Origin of the sequence: Mucilaginibacter ximonensis, assembly GCF_042686265.1 — a bacterium.
In the GTDB taxonomy this organism is placed as follows: domain Bacteria; phylum Bacteroidota; class Bacteroidia; order Sphingobacteriales; family Sphingobacteriaceae; genus Mucilaginibacter; species Mucilaginibacter ximonensis.
Map to the genome: position 1 here is coordinate 576,836 of NZ_JBHUPD010000003.1, position 12,407 is coordinate 589,242.

Annotated in this window: 12 protein-coding genes; 7 read left to right on the top strand and 5 right to left on the bottom strand. The window is 43.6% G+C overall.

The genetic code is table 11. The annotated features are described in order from the left end of the window. Positions 1-39: 39 nt before the first annotated feature. From ACFS5N_RS16595 to ACFS5N_RS16610, 4 genes are all read right to left on the bottom strand, one after another. Positions 40-1,671: an ArnT family glycosyltransferase gene (locus tag ACFS5N_RS16595; protein ID WP_377188121.1), complete on the bottom strand. Its 1,632-nt coding sequence runs from the start codon at positions 1,669-1,671 to the stop codon at positions 40-42. A 147-nt stretch (positions 1,672-1,818) separates the two neighbouring features. Then, entirely contained in the window at positions 1,819-2,043 is a 225-nt protein-coding gene (locus ACFS5N_RS16600) for a hypothetical protein (RefSeq protein ID WP_377188124.1), read from the bottom strand. A gap of 19 nt (positions 2,044-2,062) precedes the next feature. Beyond that, on the bottom strand, positions 2,063-2,530 hold the full coding sequence (locus ACFS5N_RS16605; RefSeq protein ID WP_377188127.1) for a VOC family protein: 468 nt from the start codon (positions 2,528-2,530) through the stop codon (positions 2,063-2,065). Between the two features lie 87 nt (positions 2,531-2,617). Next, positions 2,618-2,887, bottom strand: a complete 270-nt coding sequence (locus ACFS5N_RS16610) for a hypothetical protein (protein WP_377188130.1) — start codon at positions 2,885-2,887, stop codon at positions 2,618-2,620. 126 nt (positions 2,888-3,013) lie between these two features. Here ACFS5N_RS16610 and ACFS5N_RS16615 point away from each other — a divergent pair, with 126 nt between their 5' ends. Continuing rightward, positions 3,014-5,536 carry a PAS domain S-box protein gene (locus ACFS5N_RS16615; RefSeq protein ID WP_377188133.1) on the top strand — a complete coding sequence of 841 codons (2,523 nt, stop codon included), beginning with the start codon at positions 3,014-3,016 and terminating at the stop codon, positions 5,534-5,536. 61 nt (positions 5,537-5,597) lie between these two features. Here ACFS5N_RS16615 and ACFS5N_RS16620 read toward each other — a convergent pair whose 3' ends face one another. Further along, a complete protein-coding gene (locus ACFS5N_RS16620; RefSeq protein ID WP_377188136.1) occupies positions 5,598-6,149 on the bottom strand; it encodes a ferritin in 552 nt (183 codons plus the stop codon). A gap of 88 nt (positions 6,150-6,237) precedes the next feature. Here ACFS5N_RS16620 and ACFS5N_RS16625 point away from each other — a divergent pair, with 88 nt between their 5' ends. The 6 genes from ACFS5N_RS16625 (at position 6,238) to ACFS5N_RS16650 (ending at position 12,333) form a co-directional block, all read left to right on the top strand. After that, positions 6,238-6,498 carry a DUF4342 domain-containing protein gene (locus tag ACFS5N_RS16625; RefSeq protein ID WP_377188138.1) on the top strand — a complete coding sequence of 87 codons (261 nt, stop codon included), beginning with the start codon at positions 6,238-6,240 and terminating at the stop codon, positions 6,496-6,498. 250 nt (positions 6,499-6,748) lie between these two features. After that, entirely contained in the window at positions 6,749-8,281 is a 1,533-nt protein-coding gene (locus ACFS5N_RS16630) for a carbohydrate-binding domain-containing protein (protein ID WP_377188141.1), read from the top strand. Positions 8,282-8,410: 129 nt separating this feature from the next. Continuing rightward, positions 8,411-10,732 carry a S9 family peptidase gene (locus ACFS5N_RS16635; protein ID WP_377188144.1) on the top strand — a complete coding sequence of 774 codons (2,322 nt, stop codon included), beginning with the start codon at positions 8,411-8,413 and terminating at the stop codon, positions 10,730-10,732. A 148-nt stretch (positions 10,733-10,880) separates the two neighbouring features. Continuing rightward, on the top strand, positions 10,881-11,210 hold the full coding sequence (locus ACFS5N_RS16640) for an ArsR/SmtB family transcription factor (protein ID WP_377188147.1): 330 nt from the start codon (positions 10,881-10,883) through the stop codon (positions 11,208-11,210). A gap of 32 nt (positions 11,211-11,242) precedes the next feature. After that, positions 11,243-11,782 carry a DUF6428 family protein gene (locus ACFS5N_RS16645; RefSeq protein WP_377188150.1) on the top strand — a complete coding sequence of 180 codons (540 nt, stop codon included), beginning with the start codon at positions 11,243-11,245 and terminating at the stop codon, positions 11,780-11,782. 134 nt (positions 11,783-11,916) lie between these two features. Beyond that, entirely contained in the window at positions 11,917-12,333 is a 417-nt protein-coding gene (locus ACFS5N_RS16650) for an arsenate reductase ArsC (protein ID WP_377188153.1), read from the top strand. The last annotated feature ends 74 nt before the right edge of the window (positions 12,334-12,407 follow it).

Sequence of the window (12,407 nt, forward strand, 5' to 3'; positions counted from 1 at the left end):
AGAAAAAGGCCAGCAAACGCTGGCCTTTTTCTTTTTAATCTATTTTCCAAACGGAACCAATCCATTCAACTGTCTGTATAATGGATAATCAGGCAGTGGCTGTTTTGACTGATGGAAATTTTTGCAGTAATAAACCTGCAAATGTTCTTCAACCACCCCACCGCGAATAATCGGCACATCAGGTAGCTTGGTAATGCTGTCAAAAAATGGCGTCGCATCATTGTAAATAGTTTCGTCGTAGGCATGAGCTTCGCCAATCATTATACAATCTTTGCCTATCAGTTTTTTGGGATCAACCAGGAAAGCCAGGTTGCGCGGATCGCGATTAAAGCATACAATATCTTTTTTTCCTTTTAGCGCCCAGTCTACTTTACCGGCCAGCCACCAGCGGGTGCTGCCTGCAAATATCTTGTCGTTTTTTATCCAGCCTTCTTTTTCAAAACGGGTCATTACATCATCGTAGTCTACACCCTGGATAGTGGGGTCAATTTTAGCGCCACCCAGGCTGGCTACCCATTTTGGCCCGTAGCTTTGCCAAAAACCGGTTACCAAATGCAGGCCCAATATGGTGATGGTGATCACCGTAAAACATATCGAGAAATTCAACCAGCGACGAGTAAACCGCTTACGCTTTTGATTGGTGCCATTAAGGGCTTTGTCAACCGCAAACCCTAAAGGCATAAACAGCATCATATACCCAGGCGCCTGCCAATGGAAATGATATTGCAGATCGGCCCAAAGCGTAATTACCGTAAAGAAAACAATCGGCAGTACCGACATCCAGAAGTTAAATCCATACGCTTGCTGTACGCGTTTTTTGTAAGCAATAAACATTTGGCGGATGGTAGGGAACCAGATCCATGGCAGCAACCATACCGCCTGCCCGGCGATGCTGCGGAGGAACCAATCAAAATGGATGGTAAAAGGTTCATCGCGGGTGCCCGCGCGCGAGCCTTGCCACACAAACGATACCCAATTGTTTTTATAGTTCCAGTACAGTACCGGGGTAGCCATAATAATGGTGATCAGGATAGCCAGATAAGGGCCAGGATGCGCCAGCCAATGGCGTTGCTTTTTGTTGGTGAGAATAAACATAAACACCGCCGCAAACAGAAACAGTACGTGGTATTTGCTCAAGGTAGCCAAACCCATGCAAATGCCAATGATTACCCAAAGGCCATAAACTTTGCTTTTATCGGTTTTTGGATCAAGGGGCTTTTCTTCGCCTATGCCCAGCACTTTTACAATGTACCAGGTGCTTAGCAGCCAAAAAAACATAAGCGGGGCATCGGGCTGATACCAGCAGGCTACGCCTACCGTAAATAAGGCGCTCAAATTCATTACCACTACGGCCCAAAAGCCTGCAGCAGCGTTAAACAGTTTGCGGCCAAGCAAAAACAGCAACCAGCTTGTTCCCGCAAACATTAATACATCCGGAAAACGTAAGCCAAAATTGGTTAAGCCAAAAAGCCGGATACTTAAACCACCTAACCAAAAGAAAAGTGGTGGCTGGTCAAAATAGCTCCAGTCTAGATGAATAGCTCCCCGAAAGTAATACGACTCGCCGTTGCCCAAGCCTGTATATGCCGCTATCCATAACCTGGCAAAAAATGTAGTAGTGATTAGCACCAGGGTATATAGTGCGGCGTTTTGTTGGGTTATTTTTTTCATGGATGGCGAACGCGAGCTTTGTTTTACGCGTGCAAATCTCCGAAAAAAATGTAATTAATCCGCATTGGGTTGCGTAGTTTGGCTAGAAAGCCTGCAACAATACAGGTAGGGAAGTATCGTAAGCTCGCTACCTCTATTATAAATAATTTATGCCTCTAACTTTTGCTCTTTACGTAGTTTGCGCATATTTACCACAATAACTACCAGAGCCGCGGCAAAAAAGAGCAAACCGGTACCACTTACTAAAATGCGCCAAAGCTCGCCTTTATTCAAGGCTGATATAAAGGTACAAAGCGCATAAATAGTCATTGAGCCGTTGATTACTAACGATGCCGTAAACTTTTTCTGCGGATTTTTTACTGGTTCTTCCATACCAGTAAATATACAAAAATTATTTGCCTGCTTCTTCTAACGCAGACATATCTAACTTGTCCATTTTCATCATGGCTCGCATAACGTTCGCAGCTTTCTCCGGGTCTTCATTATGCAGCAATTGTCCCAGGTTATCTGGTACTACCTGCCATGATAAACCGAATTTATCCTTTAACCAACCGCAGCGGCTTTTTTGTCCACCCTCTGCCAGTCGCTCCCAATAATAATCTATCTCTTCCTGGTTAACGCACGATATGAACATGGATACAGCTTCGGTAAATTTAAATAGCGGCCCGCCGTTTAATGCCATAAATTTCTGGCCTTCCAGTTCAAAGGTTGCGGTCATGATCGTACCTTTCGGTCCCGGGCCTGCATCGCCGTATTGCACTTTATAAAGCAGGCGGTGGTTCTTAAAAACAGACGAATAAAATTTAATGGCATCGTCCAGGTTATTGTCGAACCATAAAAATGGGGTGATCTTGCTCATGATTTTTTGCTTTTATTAATGCAAATTTATAAGGTCGCAAAACTACCCATAGGGGGTGTATGGGACATTTTAAGGGCCAAATCAGGACTAAATATGATAGCCCTCTAGCTGGTCACAGATCAAATTAAGTACGTATTCTGACACCACGCCAGGGTTCTGGCAAATGTGTAATATTTTGTGATGATCGGGCTCTAAACTGCCTACGAATTTCCCTTCTTTAAAAACTTCGTATTTACACTTGTCGCCCTCATGGTGCATATAGTCACGAATTTCAAAATGTTGATTTTGATTATTTACTGGCACTGATATTTCAAATTTCTCCATGGTCACAAAAATGTTTCTACCTACAGAAACCATTAAGCGTTATAATTGTTGTAAATATACTTGTAGATACAACCAATAGGAACAAAACTTTTTGCCCCTCCGTTAAAAACCAATAAATTATAAGCCCAAACAAAATTTAAAGTTTGCCCCAACGTACGTATGACCGACGAAATTCAAGCCGATATTGAAGCAGTTTCACAAATCCCCCTTATTAATACATTATTGGATGTTGCAATTGAAACCACCGGCTTAGGTTTTGCTGCTATTGCCCGCATTGTTGACAAGCAATGGATAGTTTATGCTGTAAAAGATAGTGTTGGCTTCGGCTTGTTGCCCGGCCGCGCACTGCCATCAAATATGGCCGTTGATAATGATATACTTCAAAGCGGCGAAACGGTTATTATAGACGATGTGCAGACTCATCCGCATTACCGCAACCACCCAATGGCCGCCGCGCTGGGCTTTCGCAGTTATATTGCTGTGCCTGTCTTAAAAAATGATAATAATCCTTTCGGGATTTTATTTGCTATGGACCGGCAGCCAATAAGTTTTGATACATCTAAATTTATTGGCATGTTTAATTTATTTGCTAACCTAATAGCAAATCAGCTCAATGCTTTTGAAAGTTCGCACAAGTCAGAGTCAGAATTGCTTCGTGAACAGCAAATATCAAAACTACAACATGTTTATAACAATCAATTAAGCGAGGCTAACAGGAACTTAGAAAAAGCCAATCTTAAGTTACAACAGGCTATTGACACTGGTAATATGGGCACATGGAGCATAAATCCTGAAAGTAAGCAGGTAACCATGTCTGCTTTTATACGGAATCTGGCCGGTTTGCCAGCTGAAGGCGAGCTTACAATTGAGCAAAGTATGTCGGTTGTTGATCCTGCCTACCGTGAGGCGTTAACCGATGTATTGAGAGATGCACTGGTGAATCATATAGATTGTGATATTGAATACCCTTTAATAAATGGTGTAACCGGCGAGCGAAAATGGGTGCGTTGTACAGGAAAGTTATTGTATGATGGCGAAGGTAATATTACCGAATATTCAGGTGTTTTACTGGATATTACCAGCCGTAAACAACACGAAGATAAACAGGCTATGCTGGCTGCTATTATCGAGTCGTCAGACGATGCAATTGTGAGTAAAACACTCGACGGAATAATTACCAGTTGGAACAACTCGGCCGAGCGAATGTTCGGCTACACCGAACGTGAGGTGGTTGGTAAACATATTTCTATAATTATTCCTGAAGACAGACTTGCCGAAGAAACCCAGATTATCAGCAAAGTGAGCAACAGCGAAAGGGTAGAGCATTTTGAAACCATGCGCCGCACTAAATCGGGGGTGGAGATACCGCTATCATTAACCATATCGCCTATACGTAACGAGCGTGGCCAGGTAATAGGCGCTTCAAAGATTGCGCGCGATATCAGCAGGCAAAAGATAGCCGAAGAACGCCTGCAAAACTACGCCGAACACATGGAGATATTAAACTCTATTGGTCAAACAATTTCTGCCGACCTGGACACAAAGGGTATTTTGCAAAAAGTAACCGATGCTACAACGCAATTAACAGGGGCTGAATTTGGCGCATTTTTTCACAACATGGTCAATGATAAAGGCGAATCGTACACCTTATATACTTTATCTGGCGCTCCGCGCGAAGCTTTCGAAAAGTTTCCGATGCCGCGAAATACCAAAGTATTCGGACCCACTTTCAGAGGCGAGGGTATCGTACGTTCGGATGATATTACCAAAGATCCCCGTTATGGTAAAAATGCTCCTTATTATGGTAAACCTGAAGGCCATCTACCTGTTGTCAGTTATTTGGCTGTACCTGTAACAGCCAAAAACGGAGAAGTAATAGGTGGTTTGTTCTTCGGACATTCCCAGCCGGGCAGGTTTAAAAAGGAGCATGAGCAACTGGTGGCTGGCGTAGCTGCTCAGGCTGCGGTGGCTTTGGATAACGCTAAATTATATGATGAAATCAGGATATTAAACGCTAAAAAAGACGAGTTTATAGGCTTGGCCAGTCATGAGTTGAAAACGCCTGTAACCAGTATTAATGGATATCTGCAGATAGTAGAGCGAGGTATGGCTAAAGACGATCGTAATAAAACGTTTATCAATAAGGCCCGCACACAAGTAAGTAAATTAACGACGCTCATTGAGGATTTGCTCGACGTATCTAAAATACAAACCGGTAAGTTGCCGTTTTCATACACCAAATTTGACCTGGCAGCTATACTTAACGATATTACAGATATGATGCAGCAAAATAATCTTACTCATAAAATACAGCTGCATTATAATCAACAACCCATTATGCTAAAGGCCGATCAGCAGCGTATTGAACAGGTGTTAATTAATCTGATTAATAATGCTATCAAATATTCGCCGGGGGCAGATAAGATTATTGTAAATGCTGAGCTAAGCGGTAATAAAGTAAGTGTTTCAGTGCAGGACTTTGGTATCGGTATCGAGAAAGATCAGCATGAACGCATCTTCTCGCGTTTTTATCGTGTCGAAAACCTGGCAGCACATATGTCCGGTCTGGGTATTGGCCTTTATATTTCTCAGCAGATTATAGAACGTCACAAAGGCCGGATGCGGGTGGAGAGCGAACCCGGTAAAGGCTCAACCTTTGTTTTTGAACTCCCCGTCAACTAAATTAAAAGGCGAATATTTTACAATATTCGCCCTTCAAACTAAACATTATTGATGGTTATTATTACGGGTTTTCAACCGTAACATCTTGTGCAAGGGTAGCGTCGTCAGGCGTGTTCTTGAGGTCATTGTCAAGTGCATACAGGGCATCGTCCTTAGCGTTAGCACCGCCTGCTACTTTAATCTTGCTTAACAGATCGAGTGCCAGGGTTTCCTCTTCTGTTTGCTCTTTTACAAACCACTGCATGAAATTCCAGGTGGCCCAGTCTTTTTCGGCCATACTCAAATCTACAATACGGTAAATCTTAGCCGTATTTTCAATTTCTGATTTGAATACCTTTTCAAAACAATCATTTACGTTAATGGGGTCTTCACCAGGCGCCGGGATAGCGCTAACTACCACCTTGCCGCCACGTTTTAAAATGTATTCCAGAAATTTCATCATATGGTTACGCTCCTCATTGGCGTGCCTGAACAAGAAATTTGAAATGCCGTCATAACCTTTATCAGCTGCCCATGATGCATAAGCCAGGTATATCTGCGCATTATGAGCTTCGTTGGTCATTTGTTCGTTTAAAGCTTGCGCTATTGTGGGTGATAATCTGTTGGTTTCCATAAAACCTTAAACCGACAGGCACGCTAATAGTTTTTACGCTTTTTCTTTTTTATTGAAAATGATTATCTTCATATAAAAGAAGGTATAAATGGCTAATAAAGAGTATTTTTCGATTAACGGCGAGGGCTTGCTCAAAAAGGTAAAAGAGCTAATTGCCGAAGGTAATGTGACCCGCATTACCGTGGCCGACAAAACCGGAAACGAAATTGCCAGCTTCCCGCTGACACTGGGTTTGGTGGGTGTAGTTTTAATGCCGATGTTCGCTGCGGTTGGCGCCATAGCCGCATTAATAGGGGAGTGCACTATTATAGTTGAACGAAAAGAAACCGAAGATACTAAACAACAATAGCTACTGACTGATTGCGAAGCCGTTAGTTTTTACAGATCAAATTGGCAATACCGGCCAACGCAATATAGTCCACCCTTACTGTGCCGTAAATGTACAAGGTATTTGCTTTACTGCGCCCGCACACAATTACCCGGTATATAACTGAAACTTTACAATTGCGATACGCTGATTACACTTAACTTTGTTGAGAAAAATCTATCATCGCCAACATATTTGCCGGTTAAATATGTCACAATTAGCCCATTTATTTATGAAAAACCTGTTTATGAATCATCGTAGCGTTAAATCCCTGGTGTTTGCCATAGCTTTGGTAGCTGCAGCAAGTTGCAAAAAAGGCAGTAATAACAATGGCGGGAGTTCAGCGTCCATTACTGCAAAAATTGATAGTGCCGGGGTAACTACCGGCGCAGCCGAGGGGTTGAATTATACTGGCGCCAATACTGATGATACCTATACGTCGACAGACTTTCCGACAACGGTATCCATCGCATTTTTCCCGGGCGGGGCGACGGTTACACCGGCAATCGCTAATGGCGTAACCATTACGCAAACCGGCGGTAATGTGGTGGTTACCGCAACAGGATCAGGTATACAATATATGGTTTCAGGTTCGACATCAAATGGTTCGCTTAAGATTTATAGCGATAAAAAGTTTCTGGTAACTTTAAATAACGCCACCATAATTAACCTTACCGGCCCTGCGGTGAATATTCAATCTAAAAAAAGAGCTTTCATTTCGGTAGCCGATGGTACAACAAATACGTTGAGCGATGGTGCTACTTATGCTTCGTCAACTGAGGATCAAAAGGGCACCATCTTCTCCGAAGGCCAGATAGTGTTTGGCGGTACCGGAACCCTGAAAGTTAGCGGTAATTATAAACACGCTATTTGCAGCGATGACTATGTAAGGATAGTTAGCGGTAATATCAATATAAATAGGTCAGTGAGTGATGGTATTCACACCAATAACGCTGTTTTTGTTGACGGAGGAACGATTAATATAACCGCCGGCAGCGACGGAATAGAAGCCGAAGCCGGCAATATCATTATTAATGGTGGTAACCTGAATATAACATCGGGAGGTAAAGGAATCCGAACCTCTTATACCGGTACCGATGGCTCGATAGCGCGTTATATCGTCATAAATGGGGGTAACATAAACGTTAAATCGACTACTGACGAAGGTATATCAAGCAAGGGTAGTTTAACTATAAATAAAGGTAACATATCCTCATTTGCCAGCGATGATGCATTTAAGGCCGATTCGGCCATTTACGTAAATGGGGGCTATGTTTTTGCCAACAGTACGGCTAACGATGGCATGGACTCCAATGGTATTTTCGACCTGAACGGTGGTACCGTAGTAGCTATTGGCGCCCCGGTAACTGAATCAGGCATTGATTGCGACGACCGCCAGTTTAAAATCACCGGCGGACAGTTGATAGCAACAGGCGGCAGCACCAGTGCCCCAAGCGCAACTTCGACCATTAATTCGGTTGTTTTGGGTGCAGGGACGGCACAAATAATTCATATTCAATCAACCACCGGTACTGAAGCGCTTACTTTCCAGGCGCCTGCTACCTACGCCACATTAGTGTTTGCCAGCGCCAAATTAAAATCCAACACAGCATACAATGTTTACACAGGCGGCAGCGTTAATAGCCCTGTAAATTTTAGAGGGTTATTTACCGGGGGAACCTATAAGGCAGGTACCAAATCATCTACAACCTTTACTACCGGTAGTGTGGTAACCAAAGTTGGCGGTATTATAGCAACCAATTAAAAGTTTTTAATATTAATTAGGGTAAGCGGATGGACTAACGTCATCCGCTTTTTTGTTGCCGGCAGTTTCTTTAAAAACGTACGAATAGCCGTATATTGCTTACCTGAATTAACTGTACTTAACAAACACATGAACAAGTTTTTATTGGCCGCTATACCCCTGAGTTTAGCGTTTACTGCTGATGCGCAACAAAAGCAGGCGGTAACTGCACAAGATTATGCGAGGGCCGAAACCCGCCTGAGCTACAATATTGAACCATTAGTGCAACGTAACGGCATTCATCCTAACTGGCTGCCCGATGACCAGTTTTACTTCCGTACGTCTGATGCCGAAGGCGGCAAATATTTTGTGGTGAACCCAGCTAATGGTAAAAAATTACCGGTTTTTGACCAGCAGAAACTGGCTGAAGCTCTATCGCAGGCAACCGGTAGCAGCGTTGTTGCAGAAAAACTGCCGATCACGAAGATTCTTAGCATTGACGACCGGGGTGTAATATTTAGCGCCGGGGGCAAGCAATGGAAATATAAAGATAATAAGTTAGTGGCTGATGATAGTTCTATACAGGCAGTAGCAACAGGCAGGCGCGGCCGCCGTGGCGGCGCGGGCAGCGACGGAAATCCCGGAGAAGTTTTGTCGCCTGATAAACAAAAGGCCGTTTATATCAAAGATTTTAATTTGTGGCTGCGCGATGTAAAAAGCGGACAGCAAATACAGCTTACCACTGATGGTGTTAAGGACGATGGCTACGGTACCGACAATGCCGGTTGGGCACAGGGCATTAGTCCGATTTTGGTTTGGTCGCCCGACTCAAAAAAGATTGCGACTTTTCAGCAGGACGAGCGCAAGGTAAACAACATGTACCTGGTGAGCACAAAAGTTGGTGCACCAAAACTAAGCGAATGGAAATATCCGCTCCCTGGCGATAAGGAGATCCCAATGTTGAGCCGTGTGATCATTAACGTTGACGCGCCAAAAGTGATTAAACTACAATGCGACCCTGATCCGCATCGCTCCACACTAAGCGATGATATTAAGGGCGGCCTGGGCTGGGCTGATGTTTACTGGAGCGATGATGCTACCAAATTGGTGTTTGCCTCAACCAACCGCGACCATAAGGTTGAAAAAGTGCGCATGGCCGATACTGAGACCGGTGCCGTACGTGAAATATTTACCGAAACCGTTAAAACACAATTTGAATCAGGCTGGGACGATGTTAACTGGCGTTACCTGAGCAAGAGTAATGAGATTTTATGGTTCTCTGAACGCGACAACTGGGGGCATCTGTATTTATATGATGCTGCTACAGGCAAACTTAAAAATCAGGTTACCAAAGGCAATTGGGTGGTAACCAATGTGGTTAAAGTTGATGAGAAAAACCGTATAGTGTACTTCACTGCTGATGGTTTGCAGGCGGAGAACCCATATTTTAGCCAATTGTGTAAAATCGGCTTGGACGGTAAAGGCTTCGCAGTATTAACGCCTGGCGCAGGCAACCATACCGCGGCTTTTTCGCCCGGCGGTAACTATATTGTCGATACTTACTCAAAACCCGATGTGCCGCCGGTAACGGTGTTGCGTGATACAAAGGGTAAACAATTAATGGAACTGGAGAAGGTGGATGTAAGTAAGTTGCAAGCCACAGGCTGGAAGCCATGCATCCCGTTTTCGGTAAAAGCAGCCGACGGTAAAACTGATATCTACGGATTGATGTGGGCTCCGGCCAATGCTGATCCAAATAAAAAATACCCCATCATTGATTATATCTATCCTGGTCCGCAGGGTGGTAGCGTGGGCAGCTGGTCGTTCTCGGCTGTAAGGGGTGATAATGCGGCATTGGCCGAGTTAGGTTTTGTGGTGGTTGAAATTGAAGGAACCAGTAATCCGCTCCGCTCGAAAAGCTTCCATGATATGGCCTATGGCGATATGGCACAAAATACCCTGGCCGACCAAGTGACAGGTATTAAGCAACTGGCAGTCAAATATCCATATATGGATTTGGATAGAGTAGGTATTTGGGGTCACTCTGGCGGTGGTTTTGCAACCGCTGGCGCTATGTTCCGTTACCCCGATTTCTTTAAAGTTGGCATTGCCGAATCGGGTAACCATGATAACCGTAATTACGAGGATAATTGGGGCGAACGCTATAACGGCCTGCTGGAAAACGCCAATTACGAAGAGCAGGCTAATCAGAACCTGGCCAAGAACCTGAAAGGTAAGCTAATGCTGGCTCATGGTTTAATGGACGATAACGTTCCGCCGCAAAATACCTTGCTGGTGGCTGAGGCACTGGAGAAAGCCAACAAAAGCTTTGACCTGGTGATCTTCCCGAATAGCCCGCACGGTTATGGGCAATATTCGTACTACATGATGCGCCGCCGCTGGGACTATTTTGTGAAGAACCTGCTGGGCGCAGAGCCTCCGGTTGATTATAAATTGGGGCCAAATAAGTAAGCCGTCTAAAATAATATTGAAGCGGATAACCGGCCGGTTATCCGCTTTTTTTGATTACAGAAGTCCCAGATTCCCTGAATTTTGTAATTCTATTTTAAAAAAGATTGTTTGGTTTTAATAAAATTAATCGTAATATTGCGATTGATATATGGGTGCGTCAAAAACAGAAATATTCTCGACTGAGCAAAACGAGCTGGCTACTTTGTTGAAAGCAATGGCACATCCGGCACGTATTGCCATACTGCAGCATATCATTGCTGCCAATGCATGTATCTGCGGCGATTTGGTTGATGAACTGGGTTTGGCGCAAGCCACCATATCGCAACATTTAAAAGAGTTGAAAAATGCAGGTATTATACAAGGCACTATTGAAGGTGTAAAAACCTGCTATTGTATAAACCCCAAAACCTGGCAGTTGCTCACAGCGCAATTGGGCGGATTTTTAAACGGATTTAAGTGCGGCGATAATTGCTGCTAAAATTTTTTGATCATATTAATCGTAATATTACAATGGATAATTTGGAATTAATGAACTGGCAATCTTTCAGAGAGAAGTTGCTGGCCAATACTGAATTTATACTGCAATTTGAATATGCTGCCGGCAAGTGGGTCGACGCAGCTTATCACATCACCGAGATTAAGCAAGCACAGATAACATCGGTTGATTGCGGCGGGAAAGTTAACGATTGGACGGAGGTCATTGTGCAGTTATGGGAACCTCAAGGTAAACAAACCGATCAGGCTATGGAGGTTGAAAAAGCCTTGTCTATTATCAACGTGGTAGAAAAATCATTGGCTTTGAACCCCGAAGGTGTCGTAAAGATCGAGTTCGGTAATTCACAATTTGATACCCGGCAAATGTATCCTGCTGAGTTTTTAGTGAGTGGTGGAAATTTGATCGTTATACTGAATCCTGACAAAACGCAATGCAAAGCAATTGGCCGCGGCGATACTTGCGGCGATGGCAAATCAGTTGCAAAGCCTAAAGTACAATTGGCAACATTGGGGAAACAAGATACTTGTTGTGCGCCTTCATCAGGTTGTTGCTAACATGGAGGTGAATTTTAAGCGCTATAAAAAGGCGGCTATCATTACTTCGTCGGTAATGATATTACAGCTCATATTTGGTTGGGACGCCAAGTTTTGCATCATCAATTTAGTTTGGTTATTAGTTTAAATTATACATGAAAAAAGTATTGGTACTTTGCACGGGCAACAGTTGCCGCAGCCAGATAGCCGAAGGTTATTTAAGATATTTCGCCGGCAATAAGGCTGAAATTTATAGCGCAGGGATTGAAACCCACGGTGTCAATCCGAAAGCGATTAAGGTTATGAAAGAGGATGGTATTGATATCTCCCATCATACCTCAAACAATATCGACGAGTATAAAGACATCGATTTTGACTACGTGATAACTGTTTGCGATAACGCTAAGGAGAGCTGCCCGTATTTTCCGTCAAATGCTGTCAAGTTTCACTATAACTTTCCCGACCCTGCGAAAGCAGTTGGTACCGAGGAGGAGGTGATGGCAGAGTTTAGAATGGTGAGAGAGATGATCAAGTTGTATGCTAAGGATTTTGTGGCGGATAATCTTTTCTGACAATGTCATCTCGAACAAAGTGAGAGACCTATACACCTGCTAAGCAATCTTAACTATCTATGTATAGATTTCTC